The sequence below is a fragment of the Actinotalea endophytica genome (genome assembly GCF_025717005.1).
In the GTDB taxonomy this organism is placed as follows: Bacteria; Actinomycetota; Actinomycetes; order Actinomycetales; family Cellulomonadaceae; genus Actinotalea.
The window spans coordinates 214280-235087 of record NZ_JAOVZU010000002.1; the positions used below are offsets into that span (position 1 = coordinate 214280).

Below are 20808 nucleotides of genomic sequence, written 5' to 3' on the forward strand. Positions count from 1 at the left end.
GCACCCAGGTGGCGTGACACCGATGGCGTGATCTGACACGCTCCGGGAGGGTCGGCAACGGCCCTCCCGGGGCGTGTCCTCGCGTCGCCCCCCAGACAAGTCGATGAGGAACTCGTGAAGCTCGAGCTACGCGGCATTACCAAGCGCTTCGGGACCCTGGTCGCCAACGACCAGATCAGCCTGACCGTCGAACCCGGTGAGATCCACTGCCTCCTCGGTGAGAACGGCGCCGGCAAGTCCACGCTGATGAACGTCCTGTACGGCCTCTACACCGCCGACGAGGGCGAGGTGCTCCTCGACGGTGAGGTGCAGCACTTCCGCGGCCCCGGCGACGCGATGGCCGCCGGGATCGGCATGGTGCACCAGCACTTCATGCTCATCCCGGTCTTCACGGTCGCCGAGAACGTCATGCTCGGCCACGAGACCACGCTCCCCGGCGGCCGGCTCGACCTCGACGCCGCCCGGACCAAGGTGAACGAGATCGCGCGGCGGTTCGGCTTCCAGGTGGACCCGGACGCGCTCATCGAGGACCTGCCGGTGGGCGTCCAGCAGCGGGTCGAGATCATCAAGGCGCTGTCCCGCGACGCGAAGATCCTGGTGTTCGACGAGCCCACCGCGGTGCTCACGCCCCAGGAGACCGACGAGTTCATGCAGATCATGCGGCAGCTGCGCGACGAGGGCGCCGCGATCGTGTTCATCACCCACAAGCTGCGCGAGGTGCGTGAGGTCGCCGACCGGATCACGGTGATCCGCCGCGGCCAGGTGGTCGGCGAGGCCACCGCGGACCAGCCGGACACCGAGCTGGCCGCGATGATGGTCGGCCGCGCGGTCGAGCTGACGGTGCAGAAGTCCGCTCCGAAGTACGGGGCCAACTCCTTGGTGGTGCAGGACCTCGAGGTGACCGACCCCTCGGGCATCGTCGTCGTGGACGGCGTGAGCTTCACGGTCCGCGGCGGCGAGGTCCTCGTGGTCGCCGGGGTGCAGGGCAACGGCCAGACCGAGCTGACCGAGGCTCTCGTCGGGCTGCAGAAGGCGTCCGGCGGCAGCGTCGTCCTCGACGGGCAGGAGATGGTCGGGCGCCCGGTCGCCGAGGTGCTCGGCGCCGGTGTCGGCTTCGTCCCCGAGGACCGCAGCACCGACGGGCTGGTCGGCGAGTTCACCGTGGCCGAGAACCTCATGCTGGACCGGCGAGGCGGACCGCCGTTCGTCAAGGCCGGGATGCTCCAGCTCGGCCCGCGCGACAGCTTCGCGCGGGACGCCGTCGAGGAGTTCGACATCCGCACCCAGGGGATCGGCGAGCAGGTCAGCCGGCTGTCCGGCGGCAACCAGCAGAAGGTCGTGCTGGCCAGGGAGCTGTCCCGGGAGCTGAGGCTGCTGGTCGCGGCCCAGCCGACCCGCGGCGTGGACGTCGGCTCGATCGAGTTCATCCACAAGCGGATCGTCGAGACGCGGGACGCCGGCGTGCCGGTGGTCGTGGTCTCCACCGAGCTCGACGAGGCCGTCGCGCTCGGTGACCGGATCCTCGTCATGTACCGCGGCCGGGTGGTCGGGATCGTCCCGTCCACCACCCCCCGCGACGAGCTCGGCCTCATGATGGCCGGCATCACCCCCCAGAAGGGGAGTGACGTCGCATGAGCGCCGAGTCCCCCGAGCCCAAGGAGCAGGCCGTGGCGGCCTCTGACGACACGACGGCCGCGAGCACCGAGCCGGCATCCTCCGGCGGCGACCGCTGGCGTGAGGCGTACTTCCGGATCATCTCGGGCGGCTGGGCGGTGAGCCTGGGCGCGGTGATCCTCGCGGTGCTGGCCGGCTCGCTGATGATCATGGTGACCGACCAGGGCGTGCAGGCGGCGCTGCCGTACTTCTTCGCCCGCCCGGGCGACACCTTCGCGGCGATCGGCAGTGCGGTCGGCGGTGCGTACGCGGCGCTGTTCCGCGGCGCGGTCTGGGACTTCCGCGCGGACGACTTCGCGGGCGCCATCCGACCGTTCACGCAGAGCCTGACGATGGCCACCCCGTTGATCGCCGCCGGTCTGGGTGTGGCACTCGGCTTCCGCGCCGGCCTGTTCAACATCGGTGGCAAGGGCCAGATGCTCGTGGCCGCCGCGGCCGGTGGCTGGGTGGGCTTCGGCGTGAGCATGCCGTTCCCGCTGCACATGATCGTCGCGATCGTCGCCGGCGTGGCCGCGGGTGCCGTCTGGGCCGGCATCGCGGGCGTGCTCAAGGCGTTCACCGGGGCCCACGAGGTGATCACCACGATCATGCTCAACTACGTGGCCTTCTACCTCGTCAGCTACATGCTGGCGACGCCGGGCCTGCTCCAGGCGCCGGGGTCGTCCAACCCGAAGACCCCGCCGATGCAGGACACGGCGGTCATGCCGGACCTCCTCGGGCCGCGGTACAACCTGCACTGGGGCTTCGTCTTCGCACTCATCGCCGTGGCGTTCGTCTGGTGGCTGCTCAACCGCTCCAAGGTGGGCTTCGAGTACCGCGCCGTCGGCGAGAACCCGGACGCGGCGCGGGTCGCCGGCATCAACGTGCCGCGCACGACCGTGTCCGTGATGCTCGTCGCCGGTGGTCTGGTCGGCCTGGCCGGGGTCACCCAGGTGCTCGGCACCGTGACCACCGGGTTCAGCTACGACATCGACGCCGGCATCGGCTTCGACGCGATCACCGTCGCCCTGCTCGGCGGGTCCCAGCCGATCGGCGTGCTGTTCGCCGCGATCCTGTTCGGCGCGTTCAAGGCCGGCGGGTCCGTCATGCAGGCCGCCGAGAACGTGCCGATCGAGATCGTGACCGTCGTCCAGGCGCTCATCGTCCTGTTCATCGCGGCGCCGCCGCTGGTCCGGGCCGTGTTCCGGCTGCCCCAGCCCGGTGCCCGATGGACCCGCTCCAGCCGGAAGGAGGTGGCGGCATGACCGCCACGACGAACGCCCCGGCTGCACCTGTCGAGGTCCGGCACGTCACGGTCGTCTCGCGCAAGGCGCCGATCGCGCTCGCGTCGTTCACCGCGCTGTTCGCACTGCTGATCGCCCTCGCGCCGCGCGAGGGGAGCACGAACTTCCGGCTCGCCTCGGACGGCGACTTCGTCACGCTGCCGGCGCTCGTGGTGCCCGGCACCGCGACGGCCTGGGTGTGCGTGGTCGTCGCGGCGGTGCTGACCGCTGTGGCCTTCGCCTACGTCCGGGCCCAGCGGAAGGTCCCGCTGTGGGTGTCCGCGGTCTTCGCGTTCGCCCTCCTGTTCGGCTTCCTGGCCTGGGCCGGCGCCGGCAGCGCGCGTGACTTCCCGGTCTCGACGCTGATCTTCAACACGGTGCTGCTCGCCGTGCCGCTCGTGTTCGGTTCGCTCGGCGGTGTGATCGGTGAGCGGGCAGGCGTGGTGAACATCGCCATCGAGGGGCAGCTGCTCGCCGGGGCGTTCACCGCGGCGATCGCGAGCTCGCTCACCGACAGCGCGTGGGCCGGGCTGTTCGCGGCGATGGTCGCGGGCGTCACCGTCGCGGCCGTCCTCGGTGTCTTCGCGATCACCTACAAGGTGGACCAGATCATCGTCGGTGTCGTGCTCAACGTGCTGGTGATCGGCCTGACGAGCTTCTTCTACTCCGAGGTGCTGGTGCCGAGCGCCGAGCGGCTCAACTCGACGACGCGCTTCGGCCCCACGCCGATCCCGGTGCTGTCGGGGATCCCGATCATCGGTCCGGCGCTGTTCAACCAGACCGTCGTCGTCTACATCATGTACCTCGCGGTCCCCGCGGTGTGGTTCGCGCTGTTCCGCACCCGGTGGGGCCTGCGCCTGCGTGCCGTCGGTGAGCACCCCCAGGCTGCGGACACCGTCGGCATCAAGGTCGAGCGGATGCGGTACGCGGGCGTGCTCGTGGCGGGCGCCGTGGTCGGCATCGGTGGCGCGTTCTACACGATCGTGTCGGTCTCCTCGTTCAACAAGGAGATGACGGCGGGAGCGGGCTTCATCGCGCTGGCCGCGGTGATCTTCGGCAAGTGGCACCCGGTCCGGGCCGCGCTCGCCGGTCTGCTCTTCGGTGGGGCGTCGGCGCTGCGCAACGCGTTGGACATCGTGGGTGCGCCGGTGCCGAGCCAGTTCATGCTGATGCTGCCGTACGTGGTGACGATCCTCGCCGTGGCCGGGTTCGTCGGTCAGTCGCGGGCGCCCGCGGCCGACGGCCAGCCGTACATCAAGGAGTGAGCGTGCCCGAGGTCGACTGGGACGGCCTGCGAGCAGCGGCGATCGAGGTCAGCGCGCGTGCCTACGTGCCGTACTCGCACTTCCCGGTCGGAGCCGCGGCGCTGGTCGACGACGGCCGCATGGTGGTCGGCTGCAACGTCGAGAACGCGTCCTACGGGCTCACGCTGTGCGCCGAGTGCGCGCTCGTCTCGGCGCTGCACGTCTCCGGCGGCGGCCGCCTGGTGGCGTTCGTCTGCGTCGACCAGCACGGGGACGCCCTGATGCCGTGCGGTCGCTGTCGCCAGCTGCTGTGGGAGCACGGGGGAGCGGACCTGCAGGTGGCCACGGTGTCCGGGATCCGGCCGATGACCGACGTCCTGCCGGACGCCTTCGGCCCGGACGACCTCGTCGCGAGAGGATGAGGGGTGGTCGCCCACCGGCGACCAGTGGACTCGGCACCGCCCGACCGGCGGTCAAGCAGGCAAGGACGGAGACGCGATGAGCGGTCCTGAGGCGTTCGACGCGGTCGACGTGATCCGCACCAAGCGGGACGGCGGCAGGCTGTCGGACGGGCAGATCGACTGGGTGATCGACGCCTACACGCGCGGAGCCGTCGCCGACGAGCAGATGTCCGCGCTCGCGATGGCGATCCTGCTGAACGGCATGGGGCGCGCCGAGATCGCCCGCTGGACGGCAGCGATGATCGCCTCGGGCGAGCGGATGGACTTCTCGGGGCTGAGCCGCCCGACGGCCGACAAGCACTCCACCGGTGGCGTCGGGGACAAGATCACCCTGCCGCTCGCGCCCCTGGTCGCCGCGTGCGGGCTCGCCGTGCCCCAGCTCTCCGGGCGGGGCCTCGGCCACACCGGCGGCACGCTGGACAAGCTCGAGTCGATCCCTGGCTGGCGGGCCGCGCTGTCGAACGACGAGATGATGCGCCAGCTCGACGAGATCGGCGCGGTGATCTGCCAGGCGGGGTCCGGCCTGGCGCCCGCCGACCGCAAGCTCTACGCGCTGCGCGACGTGACCGGAACCGTCGAGTCGATCCCGCTGATCGCGAGCTCGATCATGTCCAAGAAGATCGCCGAGGGCACCGGTGCGCTCGTGCTGGACGTCAAGGTCGGCAGCGGTGCGTTCATGAAGGACGCCGACCGCGCGCTCGACCTGGCCCGCACGATGGTCGAGCTCGGGACCGACGCGGGCGTGCGGACGTCCGCGCTGATCACCGACATGTCCACGCCGCTGGGCCTGACCGCGGGCAACGCGCTCGAGGTGCGCGAGTCGATCGAGGTCCTGGCGGGCGGCGGCCCCGCGGACGTCGTCGAGCTGACCCTGGCACTCGCGCGGGAGATGCTCGAGCTCGGTGCCCGGCCCGGTACCGCCACGGTCGACCCCGCCGACGTGCTCGCCTCGGGCCGTGCGATGGACGCCTGGCGCGCGATGATCGCGGCCCAGGGCGGCGACCCGGACGCGGTGCTGCCGGTGGCCCGGCACACCGAGACGGTCCTGGCCCCCGCCGACGGCGTGCTGGTCGAGCTCGACGCGCTCGCGGTCGGCATCGCGGCCTGGCGGCTCGGTGCCGGACGTGCGCGCAAGGAGGATGCGGTGCAGGCTGGTGCCGGCGTCGAGCTGCACGCGAAGCCCGGTGCCGTGGTCCGCGCGGGGGAGCCGCTCATGACGCTGCACACCGACACGCCGGAGCGGTTCGAGCGCGCCAAGGACGCGCTCGCGCACGCCGTGGTCGTCGCGCCCGAAGGTTCCCGGCCGCCGGAGCGGCCGCTGGTGCTCGACCGGGTCGGCGGAGCCTGAGATGGCCTGGCAGCTCACCAGCATCGTGCGCCGCGTGCAGCGGCTCTTCGGCGCGGGTGGGCCGAGCGCCCCGGCGCCACTGGTCGCCACCGACCCGGCGGTGCTGCGGGCGGCGCAGGTCCGGGACGGGCTGCGCCCGGACGAGCGGCGCGCGTACGACACCTGGGTCGCGGACCGCCCCGAGGCCTCGCTCGTGCTCGCCCGCGTGCTCGCCGGGACCGGGCGGCTCGCGCCGGTCGCCGAGATCGCGACGGCCTGGGGAGGCTGGGACGCCGACGTGCAGGCCGCCGTCGCCGACCCGGTCCACCACCTCACGAAGGCCGGTACCCAGACCGACCAGACCACGTGCGGGTCGTCGTCGCTGCTGATGCTCGCCGCGGCGGGCGACCCCGTCCTGGCGGCGTGGCTCGCCGCCGGCTGGCTCGGCGAGCACCGGCCCCCCGAGCTCTCCGGCGCGGACGACCGGGCGCTCGCCGTGCTCGCCGAACGGCCGCCGGCCGCGCGGTTCGGCGTGCTGCAGAAGGTCCTGCACCGGCGGAGCAACCGTGGTGCCCTCGGCCCGCTGGCCTGGCCGCAGTCACTGGGCACGCCGCCGTGGGGCGTGGCGCGGCTCGCGCGCTACCCCGGAGTGACCTACGGCCACCACATGGTGGACGACTCCGACCGTCTCGAGCTCGCCGACGTGCTGGCCTCGGTCGCCGGCTGGGTCGGGCGCGGCGTGCCGGTCCCGCTGTTCGCGGGTGGTGACACCGGTGGCGGCCTGCAGGCCGCCGTGCCGCGTCACGTGGTGCTCGCGGTCGGCACGACCTCCGCCGGGCTCGAGGTGTTCGAGCCCTCGTCCGGCCGCGTGCTCACCCTCGCGGGCGGCTCGACCGGTCCACGCCCTGCGCTCGGTGGCTGGAGCCACCTCGTCTGGGCGGTGCTGCCCCGCTGAACCCTGGCGCCCACGCCCGCCGGGGGCCACGATGGAAGCGAGGGAAGGGAGCTGCCATGAGCACGATCCCTGGCGACGAGACCTGGGTGGACGCCGGTCTGGTCCCGCAGGACCCGGACGCGGTCCGGGAGGCCGCCGACGACGTGCGCGCCGCCGAGCACCTGCCCAGTGCCGCCCGTCCCGACCTGGCCGACGAGGCGTCGGAGTCCGACGTCGTCGAGCAGTCCCTCGAGGCGGGCGACGAGGACGAGGACGACTACCAGGAGGCCTGAGACCCGGTGGGCCCGGCAGCGCCAGTCGGTCCGGTGGGCGCCTGCGGCAGCTCGACCAGGAACGCCGCGCCGCCCTCGGGTGCGGGCCGGGCCGACACGCGGCCACCGAGCCGGACCACCAGGCCCGCCGCGAGCGAGAGCCCGATGCCCGACCCGCCGGCGCCGCGGTCCCGGTGGCGCTCGTGCAGCACGCCACGCTCGAACGCCACCGGGTAGTCCTCGGGCGCCAGGCCCGGGCCACCGTCGCGCACCTCGAGGGTCGCGACGCCCGACCCGGCAGCGACCTCGATCACCAGGGGCCGTCCCGCCGGCGTGGCCCGCAGCGCGTTGTCCGCCAGCAGGTCCAGCACCTGACGGACCCGCCGCGGGTCGGTGCGTACCGGCACGGGAGTGGCGGCGTGCACCGTGACCGGCACGCCGGCCGACTCCCCGCGCGGTCCCCAGACGTCCGCCGCGGCACGGGCGACGGCGGCCAGGTCCACGTCGGTCACGTCGAGGGAGAAGTCGTCCGCGCCGAGCCTCGCCAGGTCCAGCAGGTCGCCGACCAGCTGCTCGAGGCGCTCGGCCTCCGCCAGGATCGTGCCCGCGGCCCGTTGCGCCTGCTCGCCCGTCGTGACGCCGTCCGCGATCGACTCCGCGAAACCCCGGACCGCCGTCAGCGGCGTCCGTAGCTCGTGCGAGACCGAGTGCAGGAACGCGCGCTGCCGACCCTCGCTGTGGGCCAGGGAGTCGGCCAGCGCGTTCACGCTCGCGGCCACGTCGGCGACCTCCGTCGGTCCCTCGACGGGTGCGCGCAGGTCCCGCCTGCCCTCCCGCATGCGGTGCGCGACGTCCGCGACCCGCCGCAGCGGACGGCTGATCACACCGGACAGGGCTGCGCCGGCGATGCCCGCGCCGAGCAGGCCGACGAGGGCGGAGATCGTCACGGCGCGCGCGATCGAGGTGCGCAGGCCCGGCGCGTACGTCTGGACCAGGGCGAAGCCCGACGGGCCGACCGCGCGGCCCTCGACCAGCACGGTACGGCGGTCGACGACCACCGTCCGGGAGAGGTCCTCGGCACCGTCGGCGAGGCCCGTCCGGCGCACCACGGCCAGGGCCTCGGCCGGCCCGGTCAGCTCACCGTCGGCAGCGACGGCGACGACCGCGACGCCCTGCACGGTGAGGCTGGGACCGAGCTCGTCGACGAGGGTGCCCCAGCGATCGGTGGGCCGGTCGGCGAGGGCGAGGGCGAGCGCGTCGGCCTCGGCCGCGAGCGCAGCGTGCGCGGCCGTCCGACCGGCCTGGTTGAGGATCCTGGTCGCGACGAGGGCTGCGACCAGGGCGGCGACCAGAGCCACGACGAGGGAGGCGGCGGCGATCCGGCCGGCCAGCGTGCCGCGAACGCCGCCGCGCGGCGCGGCCGGGGCGCTCACGACCGGCCGGCCCAGCCCGCGTAGCCCACGCCGCGCACCGTCCGGATCGGTGCGTCCTCGCCGAGCTTCGAGCGGAGCTGGGCGACGTGCACGTCGACGGTGCGGGTACCGGCTGCCGCGGCGTAGCCCCAGACCGTGGAGAGCAGCTCCTCCCGGGTGAAGACCCGGTCGGGGTGGGCGACGAGGTGGGCCAGCAGGTCGAACTCGGTGGGGGTGAGGTCGACCGGACGGTCGCAGACGCGCACCCGTCGGGTCTCCCGGTCCAGGCTCACCGCGCCGAGCTGCACGGCCGCCCGCGCGGGACCTGCGGCGCGGCGCAGCACGGTGCGCACGCGGGCGACCAGCTCGCGTGGGCTGAACGGCTTGGTGATGTAGTCGTCGGCGCCGAGCTCGAGGCCGAGAACGCGGTCCACCTCGTCGTCCCGCGCCGTGACGAACAGCACCGGTGTCCAGTCGTCCTCGCCGCGCAGGGTCCGGCAGACCTCGACGCCGTCCATCCCCGGCAGCCCGATGTCGAGCACGAGAGCGACCGGCCGGTGCGTGCGCACGGCCCGGAGCGCGTCGCGGCCGTCGCGGACCAGGTGCACGCCGAAGCCGTCCCGGCTCAGGTACAGCCGGATCAGCTCGGCGATCGCCTGGTCGTCCTCGGCGACCACCACCCAGCCGCGTGCCGGTTCGTCCATCTCAGCCCTCGTTCTCGGCGATCTCCTGGTCGACAGCGTCCAGGAACTGCTCGGCCTCGTCCAGCACCGCCTCGGCCTCGTCCAGCGTGGCGCCGTCGACGGTGCCCGGGTCGGTCGTGGTGGTCCGGTCGGTCGTCGTGGCGGCCGAGGGATCCGTGGTCGTGGCGGCCGTGGCCGCGCTGGTGGTCGAGGGCCGGCTCCCGGAACCGTCGCCGGTCGTCGTCACGCGGGCGCCGCAGCCGCTCACCAGGACCGCCACGAGCACGGCGGGCACGGCCAGCGCGGCGGCCGCTCGCCCTGGCGCCCTCATCCCTCGACCTGGCTGCAGATCGTCGCGTCGAACCCCTCGAGGCGGTCGATCAGCGCCTCGATCTCGTCGACGTGGCCGAGCCGCTGGTCGGCGCGGAACTCCAGCCGCCGGGCGAGGTCGTCGTGCCCCTCGTCGGCGGCCTGCGCGGCGCGGTCGCGCACCCACGCCGCCGACCCGACCGTGTCGGCGTCGCCCTGGATGCGGTCGAGGGTGGCCTGCGCCCGCTGCAGCACGTGCGGCAGGGTCTCGTCGCACAGGTGCTGCACGCGCGCGGCGTCGACCTCGATGGTCACGGTGCCGGAGTCGGTGCCCGAACCGCTCGGGTCGGACCCGTCCGTGGCGAGCGTGGTCAGGGTCGTGGGTGCGCTGCCCAGCGCGACGGCGAGGAGCGTCGCGGTGGCGGTCGTGGTGAGGCTCAGCATGTCGTCCCTCCGTCTTCCGGCACCCGGTCGGGCACCTGGTGACCACGCTGGACCAGGTGTGTCAGGCCGATGCGCGGAGAGTGTTCGGGGAATGTCAGGGCCTGGGCGGCGCTCGACTAGGCTCGAGGGGTGGAGCCCACCCGCGACGACCTCGCGGCGCTGCCCAAGGTCCTGCTGCACGATCACCTCGACGGCGGGCTGCGCCCGACCACGGTCCTGGAGCTGGCGGACCGGATCGGTCATCGCCTGCCCGCCGGCGAGCCGGCCGCCCTGGGTGACTGGTTCCTCGCGGCGGCGTCCGACGGTGTGCTCGAGGACTACCTGGAGACCTTCGAGCACACCATGGCCGTCATGCAGCAGGCGGACCACCTGAGCCGGGTCGCGGCCGAGGCGGTCGAGGACCTGGCGGCCGACGGTGTGGTGCACGCCGAGCTGAGGTACGCGCCCGAGCAGCACCAGCGCGACGGCCTGACCGGCGACGAGGTGGTCGGCGCCGTGTCCGACGGGATCGTCGAGGGGATCGCGCGGGCGGCTGCCGCCGGGCGGCCGATCCGGGTGGTGCAGATCCTCACGATCAAGCGCAACGCCGACAACGGCGGCGCCACGGCCGAGCTCGCGCTGCGCTGGCGGCACGCCGGTGTGGCCGGCGCGGACCTCGCAGGCCCCGAGGCGGGCTACCCGGTCGGCCGGCACCAGTACGCGCTGCGCCGCCTGCGGCGGGCGAGCTTCCCGGTCACCATCCACGCCGGCGAAGGGGCGGGGACGGACTCGATCGCCGAGGCGCTGCACGTCGGTGGCGCGGTGCGGATCGGGCACGGTGCGCGCCTGGTCGAGGACGTGACGTTCGGTGCCGCGACGCCCGACGACCCGTGGGGGCTCGCGGGTGCGCGGCTCGGCGAGCTGGCGCACTGGGTGCGTGACCAGCGCGTCCCGCTCGAGCTCTGCCCGACCTCGAACCTGCACACCGGTCTCGTGCCCGACCTCGCGGCGCACCCGGTCACCGCCCTGCATCGCCTCGGCCTCGCCGTGACGATCTCGACCGACAACCGCCTGATGTCGCGTACCTCGCTCACCGACGAGCTGTGGAACCTCGTGACGCAGGCCCGCTGGACCATGGACGACCTGCTCGCGGTGACCATGACCGCCGCACGCAGCGCGTTCGTGCACGCCGACGAGCGTGAGGCCCTCGTCGCCGATGTTCTCGAACCCGCCTGGAACCCCACCCCGAAGGGACGGCACAGCGCATGACTCCCGATCGTGCATCCGTGGCCCGGATGATCGACCACACCCTGCTCAAGCCCGAGGCGACGCCTGCGGACGTGGCCGCGCTGGTCGCGGAGGCGCGCCGGCTCGGCACCTACTCGGTGTGCGTGTCGCCGTCGATGCTGCCGATCGACCCGGCGACGCTCGGCGACGTCAAGGTCGCGACGGTCTGCGGCTTCCCGTCCGGCAAGCACCACAGCGAGATCAAGGCGGCCGAGGCCGCCCGCGCGGTGGCCGACGGTGCGGACGAAGTCGACATGGTGATCGACGTCGGAGCCGCCACCGAGGGCCGGTTCGACGACGTGCAGGCGGACATCGCCGCGGTCCGCGCCGCGATCCCGGCGCCCACCGTGCTCAAGGTGATCATCGAGTCGGCGGCGCTGAGCGACGATGCGATCGTCGGCTGCTGCCGGGCCGCCGAGGCGGCCGGTGCGGACTTCGTCAAGACCTCGACCGGCTTCCACCCGTCCGGTGGCGCGAGCGAGCACGCGGTGCAGCTGATGGCGGCGACCGTCGGCGGCCGGCTCGGCGTCAAGGCGTCCGGCGGGATCCGGACCGGTGCCGCCGCGGCGGCGATGATCGCGGCGGGCGCGACCCGGCTCGGGGTCTCGGGCAGCGCCGCGGTCCTGGACACCCTGGACGCGCCCGCGGCCGAGCAGACCGACTCCGGCGGCTACTGACCGACCTGAGGAGGAAGGCGAGCCCGATGGCCTACCTGGAGCGGTCGGGGCCGATCGCGCTCGCGCACCGGGGCTTCTCGCGCAGCGGCCTGGAGAACTCCATGGCGGCGTTCCAGGCCGCCGTTGACCTCGGCTTCCGCTACGTCGAGACCGACGTGCACGCGACCGCCGACGGCGTCGCGATCGCGTTCCACGACGCGAGCCTGGACCGGGTGACGGACCGCACCGGCCGGGTCGCCGAGCTCACCTGGTCGCAGGTGCGCCGCGCCCGGATCGGCGGGGCCGAGCCCGTCCCGACCCTCGCCGAGGTGCTGCACTCCTGGCCCGACCTGCGGGTCAACATCGACGTCAAGTCGCCGTCGGCGATCGCTCCGACCGTCGCGGTGATCGAGCGCGAGAAGGCGCACGACCGGGTGCTGATCGGGTCGTTCTCCGACGCGCGGCGCCGGGCGGTGCTCGCGGACCTGTCCCGGCCGGTGGCCACCTCGGCCGGGACCGGCTCGGTGGTGCGGTTCGTGCTCGGCACGCGGCTGGGCCTGCGCGGCGTGGTCGACCGCGTCGCGGGGCCGATCGACTGCCTGCAGGTCCCCGTCGCACAGTCCGGGATCACGGTGGTCGACCGGCGCACCGTGGACGCCGCGCACGAGCGGGGTCTGCAGGTGCACGTGTGGACGGTGAACGAGCCCGCCGAGATGCGCCGCCTGCTCGACCTCGGTGTCGACGGTCTGGTCAGCGACCGGGCCGATCTGCTGCGCGACGTCCTGGTCGAGCGCGGCGACTGGACGGACTGATCACGGGGTGCCCGGGTTCCGGTAGCGTCCGCCCGTGATCAACGGCCGACCGAGGGGTTCTCGCGGGCTGCGGCCCGTCCTGGTGGCGATCGCCGTCGGCGGCGTGAGCGTCGGGGTGCTGGCCTCGTGCTCCACCGACGACGGCGCGGGCGGCATGAGCCCGACCACGGGTGCCATCGCCGCGTGCCTGACGGCGGCCGAGGAGCAGCTCGGCCTGGAGGTCGCGTCGGGGGTCGACGTCGGCGTCGAGGTCGACGAGCAGGGCTGGTGGGCGGTACGAGCCACCACGCACAGCGGTGCGGCGACGCAGACCCTGACCTGTACGGCGGTGCCGGACCCCGGACCGCTCGGCGCGCGCGCCGCATCGTTCTCGGTCGACGAGGGCTGACGCCTCCGCCTGAGCCACCCGCCCCGCTCAGCCCAGCCCGAGCGCAGCGGCGACGTCGGCGCGGACGGAGTCCAGCCGCTGCCGTGCAGCCCGACGCGCCTGGCCGACCGTCGCTTGAGGTGCGTCCTGCTCGACGGGCACGACGACCTCGAGGTAGCACTTGACCTTCGGCTCGGTGCCGGACGGCCGGATCACCACGCGGGTGCCGTCCGCGGCGAGCAGGCGCAGGCCGTCGGTCGGCGGCACCGGCGACGCCGGGTCGGGCTGGGCGAGATCGGTCACCTCGGTCACCGGTGAGCCGGCGAGCGAGGCCGGCGGCGCGGAGCGGACCCGCGCCATCGTCGCGGGGATCTGCTCGAGGTCGGCGAACCGCGCGGACAGCTGGTCGGTCAGGTGCAGCCCGTGCCGGCGGGCCAGGTCGTCGAGCAGGTCGACCAGGGTGCGGCCCTCGGCCTTGACCCCGGCGGCGAGCTGGGCCAGCAGGAGCGCGGCGGACAGCCCGTCCTTGTCCCGGACGTGCGGCGGGTCGCAGCAGTAGCCGAGGGCCTCTTCGTAGCCGAACACCAGCCCGTCGACGCGGGAGATCCACTTGAACCCGGTGAGGGTCCAGCGGTGGTCGAGGCCGTGGGCGGCGGCGATCCGGGCGAGCAGCCGGGAGGACACGATCGAGCACGCCAGCACGCCCTCGCCGCCCTCGTGCCTCGCGGCGGCCTGCGATCCCAGCAGCGCGCCGACCTCGTCGCCGTGCAGCATTCGCCAGGCCGCCGTGTGCGGGTCGCGCACCGCAGCGGCGCAACGGTCGGCGTCCGGGTCGTTCGCGATCACCAGGTCGGCGTCGACCCGGTCGGCGAGGGCGAGCGCGAGGTCGATCGCGCCGGCCTCCTCCGGGTTCGGGAAGGACACGGTCGGGAAGTCGGGGTCCGGCTCGGCCTGCTCCGCCACGACGTGCAGGTCGGTGAACCCCGCACCGCGCAGCACCTGCTCGACCAGGGCGCCGCCGACGCCGTGCAGCGGCGTGAGCACCACCCGCAGGTCGCGCGGACCGGAGTCGCGCAGCCCCGCGACGCCGTCGAGGTACGCGTCCACGACGTCCTCGCCGAGGACGGTCCAGCCCTCGGTGGCGCGGGACACGTCGGCGACCGCGCCGATCGCGGCGATCCGCCGGGCGATCTCCGCGTCGTACGGCGGCACGATCTGGGCGCCCTGCCCGGCGTCGGTGACGACCCGCCCGCCGAGGTAGACCTTGTAGCCGTTGTCCTGCGGCGGGTTGTGGCTCGCGGTGACCATGACGCCGGCGTCGGCGCCCAGGTGCCGCACCGCGAACGCGAGCACCGGGGTCGGCAGGAGGCGCGGCATGAGATAGGCCGAGCCGCCGGCCGCGGTGACGACGGCGGCGGTGTCCTGCGCGAACTGGTGCGACCCGTACCGGGCGTCGAAGCCGATCACGACCCGCGGTCCCGGCCGGTCTCCGCCGGGACCGGTCAGCACGCCGCCGAGCTGCTCGGTGAGCGTGTCGAGCAGGTAGCGGGTCAGGCCCGCGGCGGCCCGGATGACCACGGCGCGGTTCATCCGGTTGGGTCCGCCGCCCAACGCCCCGCGCAGGCCGGCGGTGCCGAACTCGAGGGTGCCCGCGAACCGGTCGGCCAGGTCCTCGACCGCCTCGGCGTCGGCCGCGTCGGCGCGGTCGAGCAGCGCCTGCAGCTCGGCGGCCGTCGCCGGGTCGGGGTCGTCGGCGATCCAGGCCCGGACCTGGTCGGCGAGCGCGGCGTCCAGGACGGCGGCCATCAGATCCGCCCCACGATCTCGGCGAGCAGCGCGCTGATCCGCGGCCCCGCCTCCCGGCCGGCCTCGATGACCTCCTCGTGGGACAGCGGCACCGGGCTGATCCCGGCGGCCTGGTTCGTGACCAGCGAGATCGCCAGCACCTCCAGACCCGCGTGGCGCGCGGCGATCGCCTCGAGCGTGGTCGACATGCCGACCAGGTCAGCGCCGAGCACGCCGGCCATCCGGACCTCGGCGGGGGTCTCGTAGTGCGGCCCGCGGAACTGCGCGTAGACGCCCTCCGGGAGCGTCGCGTCGACCTCGTGGGCGACGTCGCGCAGCCGCTGCGCGTACAGGTCGGTGAGGTCGACGAACGTCGCGCCCTCGAGCGGGGACGTCGCGGTGAGGTTGAGGTGGTCCCGGATCAGGACCGGCTGCCCGGGCGCCCAGTCGGGCTGGAGCCCGCCGCAGCCGTTGGTGAGCACGATGGCGCGGGCACCGGTCGCGGCGGCGGTCCGCACGCCGTGCACCACGCGCCGCACGCCCTTGCCCTCGTACAGGTGGGTGCGCGAGCCGAGCACGAGGGCGTGCCGGTCGGTCCCGGCGAGCCGGATCGAGCGCGTCGTGGTGCCGTGGCCGGCGACCGCCGGGGCGCTGAACCCGGGGATCTCGGCCGACGGGATCTCGGCGACCACCTCACCGAGCCGGTCGGCCGCGCCGTCCCAGCCGGAGCCGAGGACGAGTGCGAGGTCGTGGCGCGCCACCCCGGTGCGTTCCGCGATCACCGCGGCGGCGCGGGCCGCCACGTCGAAGGGGTCGGTGGTGGGGTCGTCGAGGTCTGCGGCGGTGCGGTCGGTCATGACTCGCAGGCTAGTGCTCCGTGGGGGCCGGCGGTGCCTCGGGCCGGGTCGAGCGCGGGCCGGGTGCGGGTGCCCCCTGTCCGCGACGCCGCAGGGCGGGCACAATGTCCGTATGACTGCACCAACGCCGGAGGCCGCCGCGACGCCGAGCCCGTCGGGCGACGCGCGACCGCCGCAGCGGGTCGTCGTCCTCGGCGGCGGCCCGGGGGGCTACGAGGCGGCCCTCGCGGCGCGCCGGGCCGGTGCCGACGTGACGCTGATCGAACGGCGCGGCGTCGGGGGCTCGGCGGTGCTCACCGACGTGGTGCCGTCCAAGACCCTGATCGCGACCGCGGAGTGGATGACCATCGCGGAGCGGGCGGGTGAGCTCGGCATCCACGTCGGCGACGGCACGTCGGCCCAGCAGGGGCTGCGGGTCGACCTGGCGCGGGTGAACGAGCGCGTGGTGGAGCTCGCCCGCGCCCAGTCCACCGACATCGCCGACCGGCTCGAGCGCGACGGCGTGCGGGTCGTCGAGGGGACCGGTCGCCTCGACGGTGCCGACCGGGTCCTGGTCGACGGGGGACCGGTGTTCGAGGCGGACGCGATCGTCGTCGCGGTGGGTGCCTCGCCGCGCGTCCTGCCCGAGGCGAAGCCGGACGGCGAGCGGGTCTTCCTGTGGACCCAGCTGTACCGGCTCACCGCGCTGCCCGAGCGGATGATCGTGGTCGGCTCGGGTGTGACGGGTGCGGAGTTCGCCGGGGCCTACAACGCGCTCGGCGCGGACGTCGTGCTGGTCTCCTCGCGCGAGCACGTGCTGCCCGGTGAGGACGCCGACGCCGCCGCCGTGCTCGAGAAGGTGTTCCGTTCCCGCGGGATGACCGTGCTGAACAAGTCCCGCGCGGTCGCGGCCCGGAACGTCGGTGACGGGGTCGAGGTCACCCTCGAGGACGGCCGCGTGGTCGAGGGCTCGCACGTGCTGATGGCGGTCGGCTCGATCCCGAACACCGACGGCATCGGCCTGGCCGAGGCCGGCGTGCGGCTGACCCGCTCGGGCCACGTCGAGGTCGACCGGGTCTCCCGGACCAACGTGCGCGGCATCTACGCGGCCGGGGACTGCACGGGCGTGCTGCCGCTCGCCTCGGTCGCCGCCGTGCAGGGACGGATCGCGATCGCGCACGCGCTGGGTGATGCGGTCCAGCCGTTCGACCGCAGCGTGATCGCGGCGAACATCTTCACCGCACCGGAGATCGCCACCGTCGGGCTCTCCGAGCGCGAGCTGCAGGAGGGCGGCCACCGCTACGTGGTGAGCCACATGCCGCTGAACCGCAACCCGCGGGCCAAGATGCTCGGCATCTCCGACGGGTTCGTGAAGGTGTTCGCACGCGAGGCGACCGGCATCGTCGTCGGCGGTGTCGTGGTGGCACCACGCGCCGGGGAGCTGGTCTTCCCGCTGTCGCTGGCGGTGACCCAGCGACTCACGGCGGACCAGGTCGCCCAGGCGCTCTCGGTGTACCCGTCGCTGTCCGGCACCTTGTCCGAGACCGCCCGGCTGGCGCACTCCCAGCGGTCCTGGGGCGCCTGAGCGGGCGCGCCGGTCCGTCGCCGGCGGGTCTCAGCCGAGCAGCGTCGACCCGAGGAACTCCCCGCCGGACAGCGCGGCGTCGGTGCCGATCCGGGCCACGCCGGGTGGCACGGCGAACAGCGCGGACCCGGTGTGCTTGAGGTACTCCGACAGCCGGTCCGCCGAGGCCAGGCGCTGCTGGACCGGGACGAAGCCGGTCCGCGGGTCGCGCACGTAGGCGATGAAGTACAGCCCGGCGTCCAGGTGCCCCTGCGCGTCGTTGCCGTCGGTGAACGTGTACCCGCGGCGCAGCATCCGCACGCCGTCGTTGGCGGACGGGTGGGCCAGGTGCACGTGGGAGGTGGCGTCGATGAGGGGTCGCCCGTCGCCGCCGGCCGCGGCGAAGTCGGGAGCGGTGTGCTCGGTGCCGCCGGACAGCGGCGCGCCCTCGCGCTTCGAGCGGCCGATCGTCGTCTCCTGCTCGCGCAGCGACGTCCGGTCCCACGTCTCCATGAGCATCCGGATCCGGCGTCCGACGAAGTACGTGCCGCCGGTCATCCAGGCGGAGTCGCCCGCGTGCGCCTCGGCGTCGGAGGGCTGCACCCAGACGTGGTCCTCGAGTGCGGCGGCCTCCTCGGCCTTGACGTTGGCGGTGCCGTCCTTGAAGCCGAAGAGGTTGCGCGGTGTGGACTGCGCCGTGCTGGTGGCCGACGTCCGGCCGAAGCCGAGCTGGGTCCAGCGCACCCGGGCGGTGCCGAACGCGGCCCGGGACAGCGTGTGGATCGCGTGCACGGCGACCTGGGGGTCGTCGGCGCACGCCTGGACCAGCAGGTCGCCGTCGCAGATCGCGGCGTCGAGCTGGTCGCCGGGGAAGTGCGGGAGCGCGGCCAGCGCGTCCGGCAGGTGCCCGGCGAGACCGAAGCGGTCGGTCCGCCCGTCCGTCCCGACGAACAGCGACCGGCCGAACCCGACCGTCACCGTGAGTCCGGACGCCGGCAGGTCGGCCGCCTCGCCGGTGTCCTCCGGCGGTGCGTCGTACGGCCCGGAGGCGAAACCCGTCGCGGTGGCGAACAGCCCCTGGGTGAGCCGCGCTGCGGTCGTCGTCCAGCGCCGGAGCAGGTCCACGAGTGCCGCGCGGTCGTCGGTGGTCAGGTCGAACGCCGCGAGGTACATCCGGTCCTGCTGCGGCGTGACGATGCCGGCCTGGTGGGTCCCGGCGAACGGGTACGTGCGCTGCTCGGTCGCCAGGCCGGGGTCGGGCGCGCTCGCCCGGCCGCCGGCGAACCCCCCTGCGGCGAGCAGCCCGCCGAGGGCCAGTCCACCCGCGAGGGCACCGCGGCGGGAGACGCCCTGGTTGGCGACGTCCGGGCGGGTCGGCTCGTCGGTCACCGTCAGGCCCCCGTGACCACCGCGGTCAGCCCGGACAGCGGCTCGGCCAGCGCGTCCACGGCGGCGGCGAGCGCCTGGACCTCGTCGGTCGTGAGCTCGTCGTAGGCGCTGAAGCCGTTCTGGTACGAGCCGTGCTCGGCGAGCACCGCGTCGAGGGCGGCGAACCGGTCGTCGAGCTCGGCGACCAGGTCCGGGTCGGCCTGCTCGGCGACCGGGCGCAGCACGCCCAGCGCGACCTCGGCTCCGTCCACGTTCGCGGCGAGGTCCCACAGGTCGGTGTGCGACCAGATCTCCTCCTCGCCGGTGACCTTGCCGGTCGCGACCTCGTCGAGGAGCTCCTTGGCGCCGTTGGAGATCTGGAAGGCCTCGAACGTGAAGTCCGTGGCGGTGACCCGAGCGTGGAGCTCCTCGGTCTGCGCGACCAGGTCGTCGGCGGCCGCGGTGCGCTCGGCGTCGGTGAGCGCGACGTAGTCCTCGCCGCCGTTGGCCTCCGGGGCCGGCTGCCACAGATCCTTCTCGATCAGGTGCCAACCGCTCCAGGTCTCGCCCTCGGCCAGGTCCGCCTCGCGCGCGTCGAGCAGCGGGTCGAGGTCGCCGAACGACTCCGCGACCGGCTCGATGCGCTCCCAGTGCACCCGAACGGTGGGGTAGAGCTCGCGCGCGCGGTCGTCGTCCCCGGCGGTGTAGGCCGCGGCGAACTCCTGGGTGCCGGCCAGCAGCGAGCCGACCTGGTCCTTGACGTACGCCAGGTAGTCCGCCTCGGCGGTCGCGAGCTGGTCGGCGACCGCGCCGGTGGGGCCGACCTGCTCGCCGGAGTCGGTCACGGTGAACGCCGCCTGGATCCCGTCGCCGACCATCCCGGGCTTGCACGCGGTGAAGTACTCGCCCGGAGCGACCTGCGCGACGAGGTCACGGGTCAGGCCCGGCCCGATGTTCTCGACCTCGGCGACGATCCGCAGCGCGTCGTCGGCGAGCAGGTAGAACTCGGTGGTCTCGTCGCCGGTGTTGGTCACCGAGAAGGTCAGCGTCCCGGACGGTGCCTCGGTTGCCGAGAGCTCGCACGCCGAGGCCGAGGAGTCGACGGTCAGCGCCCGGCCTTCGCCGGCGGGCGTGTTGGCCACGCACCCGGACAGCAGGACGGCGGCGGGGACGGCGAGGGCGAGCAGGCGTGCGCGGGGCATGGGTGTCTCCGTGGGCGTGCACGAGCGCACGGTGGCGCTCGGGGCGGGTGTGGTGGTGGGGGCCGGCTCGGCCGGGGTCGTCAGACGGTCGCAGGCTGCGTGCGAGCGGCCGGGGTGGGGGCCGGGGCGCCGAACCAGACGCGGCGCACGTAGAGCCAGCCGACCGGGAGCACGTAGGCCAGCCAGGCGATGGCCTGGAGCCAGGTGGTCTGCGGGGTGAAGTTGACCGTGCCGCGCAGCACGGTGCCGTACCAGCTGTCGGGCGGGATCGCTGCCGAGACGTCGAAGGCGAGCGACTCGCCGCCGGGCAGCAGTCCGGCCTCCTGGAGGTCGTGCACGCCGTACGCCAGCACGCCGCCCGCGACGACGACGAGGGCGAGACCGGTCCAGGCGAAGAAGCGTCGCAGGTCGACCCGCAGCGCACCGCGGTACAGGGCCCAGCTGATCGCGACCGCGACGGCGAGGCCGAGCGCCGCGCCGAGCAGCGGGTCCGTGGTCGAGCCGGTGGCGCGGGCCGCCGCCCAGAGGAACAGCGCGGTCTCGAGGCCCTCTCGCCCGACGGCGAGCAGCGTCACGGTCAGGACGGCCGCGCCGCCGGCGGCCATCGCGGCGTCCAGGCGTCCGTGCAGCTCCGCCTTGAGGAAGCGCGCGGTGCGGGCCATCCAGAAGATCATCCAGGTGAGCAGGCCGACCGCGAGGATCGACAGCGTGCCGCCGATCGCCTCCTGGGCCTCGAAGGTGAGCCCGCGGGGCCCGAACGTCAGTGCCGCGCCGACCGCGAGGGAGACGCCGACGGCGAGCGCCACGCCGAGCCAGACCTGGCGCAGTGCGGCCCGGTGACCGGAACGCACCAGGTAGGCGACGAGGATGCTCACCACGAGGGCGGCCTCGAGGCCTTCACGCAGTCCGATCAGGAAGTTGGCCAGCATC

At 74.2% G+C, this 20808-nt stretch carries 21 protein-coding genes; 12 read left to right on the top strand and 9 right to left on the bottom strand.

The window, feature by feature from the left end:
• Positions 1 to 114 precede the first annotated feature (114 nt).
• The 7 genes from OEB99_RS04150 to OEB99_RS04180 all read left to right on the top strand — a co-directional run bounded on the left by OEB99_RS04150 (position 115) and on the right by OEB99_RS04180 (position 7195).
• A complete protein-coding gene (locus OEB99_RS04150; protein WP_263508515.1) occupies positions 115 to 1635 on the top strand; it encodes an ABC transporter ATP-binding protein in 1521 nt (506 codons plus the stop codon).
• Positions 1632 to 2918 carry an ABC transporter permease gene (locus tag OEB99_RS04155; RefSeq protein WP_263508516.1) on the top strand — a complete coding sequence of 429 codons (1287 nt, stop codon included), beginning with the start codon at positions 1632 to 1634 and terminating at the stop codon, positions 2916 to 2918. The genes OEB99_RS04150 and OEB99_RS04155 overlap by 4 nt, the downstream gene beginning before the upstream one ends.
• The gene (locus OEB99_RS04160; protein ID WP_263508517.1) at positions 2915 to 4201 is read left to right on the top strand and encodes an ABC transporter permease; all 1287 of its coding nucleotides are present in this window, start codon (positions 2915 to 2917) and stop codon (positions 4199 to 4201) included. Before OEB99_RS04155 ends, OEB99_RS04160 begins: the two co-directional genes overlap by 4 nt.
• Positions 4202 to 4203: 2 nt before the next feature.
• Positions 4204 to 4602, top strand: a complete 399-nt coding sequence (locus OEB99_RS04165; RefSeq protein WP_263508518.1) for a cytidine deaminase — start codon at positions 4204 to 4206, stop codon at positions 4600 to 4602.
• Positions 4603 to 4678: 76 nt separating this feature from the next.
• Positions 4679 to 5989: a thymidine phosphorylase gene (locus OEB99_RS04170; RefSeq protein ID WP_263508519.1), complete on the top strand. Its 1311-nt coding sequence runs from the start codon at positions 4679 to 4681 to the stop codon at positions 5987 to 5989.
• 1 nt (position 5990) lies between these two features.
• Positions 5991 to 6923, top strand: coding sequence for a hypothetical protein (locus OEB99_RS04175; protein WP_263508520.1), 933 nt, complete (start codon positions 5991 to 5993; stop codon positions 6921 to 6923).
• Positions 6924 to 6979: 56 nt separating this feature from the next.
• A complete protein-coding gene (locus OEB99_RS04180) occupies positions 6980 to 7195 on the top strand; it encodes a hypothetical protein (RefSeq protein WP_263508521.1) in 216 nt (71 codons plus the stop codon).
• Here OEB99_RS04180 and OEB99_RS04185 read toward each other — a convergent pair.
• The 4 genes from OEB99_RS04185 to OEB99_RS04200 are packed head-to-tail and all read right to left on the bottom strand — an operon-like array spanning position 7180 to position 10022.
• Positions 7180 to 8607, bottom strand: a complete 1428-nt coding sequence (locus OEB99_RS04185) for a sensor histidine kinase (RefSeq protein ID WP_263508522.1) — start codon at positions 8605 to 8607, stop codon at positions 7180 to 7182. The genes OEB99_RS04180 and OEB99_RS04185 overlap by 16 nt on opposite strands.
• Positions 8604 to 9290, bottom strand: a complete 687-nt coding sequence (locus OEB99_RS04190; protein WP_263508523.1) for a response regulator transcription factor — start codon at positions 9288 to 9290, stop codon at positions 8604 to 8606. The genes OEB99_RS04185 and OEB99_RS04190 overlap by 4 nt, the downstream gene beginning before the upstream one ends.
• A 1-nt stretch (position 9291) precedes the next feature.
• The gene (locus OEB99_RS04195; protein WP_263508524.1) at positions 9292 to 9600 is read right to left on the bottom strand and encodes a hypothetical protein; all 309 of its coding nucleotides are present in this window, start codon (positions 9598 to 9600) and stop codon (positions 9292 to 9294) included.
• The gene (locus OEB99_RS04200) at positions 9597 to 10022 is read right to left on the bottom strand and encodes a hypothetical protein (RefSeq protein WP_263508525.1); all 426 of its coding nucleotides are present in this window, start codon (positions 10020 to 10022) and stop codon (positions 9597 to 9599) included. Before OEB99_RS04200 ends, OEB99_RS04195 begins: the two co-directional genes overlap by 4 nt.
• Positions 10023 to 10151: 129 nt before the next feature.
• On the opposite strand from OEB99_RS04200, the gene OEB99_RS04205 reads away from it, so the two are divergent.
• Genes OEB99_RS04205 through OEB99_RS04220 form a run of 4 tightly spaced genes read left to right on the top strand, consistent with a single transcriptional unit; the run spans position 10152 to position 13144 of the window.
• Positions 10152 to 11270 carry an adenosine deaminase gene (locus OEB99_RS04205; protein ID WP_263508526.1) on the top strand — a complete coding sequence of 373 codons (1119 nt, stop codon included), beginning with the start codon at positions 10152 to 10154 and terminating at the stop codon, positions 11268 to 11270.
• Positions 11267 to 11965, top strand: coding sequence for a deoxyribose-phosphate aldolase (deoC, locus tag OEB99_RS04210; RefSeq protein ID WP_263508527.1), 699 nt, complete (start codon positions 11267 to 11269; stop codon positions 11963 to 11965). Before OEB99_RS04205 ends, deoC begins: the two co-directional genes overlap by 4 nt.
• A gap of 26 nt (positions 11966 to 11991) precedes the next feature.
• Complete coding sequence (locus OEB99_RS04215) at positions 11992 to 12756, top strand: glycerophosphodiester phosphodiesterase family protein (RefSeq protein WP_263508528.1); 765 nt, start codon at positions 11992 to 11994, stop codon at positions 12754 to 12756.
• Between the two features lie 34 nt (positions 12757 to 12790).
• Positions 12791 to 13144, top strand: a complete 354-nt coding sequence (locus tag OEB99_RS04220) for a hypothetical protein (protein WP_263508529.1) — start codon at positions 12791 to 12793, stop codon at positions 13142 to 13144.
• A gap of 27 nt (positions 13145 to 13171) precedes the next feature.
• Here OEB99_RS04220 and OEB99_RS04225 read toward each other — a convergent pair whose 3' ends face one another.
• On the bottom strand, positions 13172 to 14929 hold the full coding sequence (locus tag OEB99_RS04225; RefSeq protein ID WP_263508530.1) for a phospho-sugar mutase: 1758 nt from the start codon (positions 14927 to 14929) through the stop codon (positions 13172 to 13174).
• Positions 14929 to 15765 (bottom strand): purine-nucleoside phosphorylase, encoded by an 837-nt coding sequence (locus tag OEB99_RS04230; RefSeq protein ID WP_263508531.1) that lies wholly within the window; start codon positions 15763 to 15765, stop codon positions 14929 to 14931. Before OEB99_RS04230 ends, OEB99_RS04225 begins: the two co-directional genes overlap by 1 nt.
• Before the next feature lie 112 nt (positions 15766 to 15877).
• On the opposite strand from OEB99_RS04230, the gene OEB99_RS04235 reads away from it, so the two are divergent.
• A complete protein-coding gene (locus OEB99_RS04235; RefSeq protein WP_263508532.1) occupies positions 15878 to 17329 on the top strand; it encodes an NAD(P)H-quinone dehydrogenase in 1452 nt (483 codons plus the stop codon).
• Positions 17330 to 17359: 30 nt separating this feature from the next.
• Here OEB99_RS04235 and efeB read toward each other — a convergent pair whose 3' ends face one another.
• The 3 genes from efeB to efeU form a co-directional block, all read right to left on the bottom strand.
• The gene (gene efeB / locus OEB99_RS04240) at positions 17360 to 18697 is read right to left on the bottom strand and encodes an iron uptake transporter deferrochelatase/peroxidase subunit (RefSeq protein WP_263508533.1); all 1338 of its coding nucleotides are present in this window, start codon (positions 18695 to 18697) and stop codon (positions 17360 to 17362) included.
• 2 nt (positions 18698 to 18699) lie between these two features.
• A complete protein-coding gene (gene efeO / locus OEB99_RS04245; RefSeq protein ID WP_263508534.1) occupies positions 18700 to 19878 on the bottom strand; it encodes an iron uptake system protein EfeO in 1179 nt (392 codons plus the stop codon).
• A gap of 80 nt (positions 19879 to 19958) precedes the next feature.
• Positions 19959 to 20807: an iron uptake transporter permease EfeU gene (efeU, locus tag OEB99_RS04250; protein ID WP_263508535.1), complete on the bottom strand. Its 849-nt coding sequence runs from the start codon at positions 20805 to 20807 to the stop codon at positions 19959 to 19961.
• Position 20808: the final 1 nt, after the last annotated feature.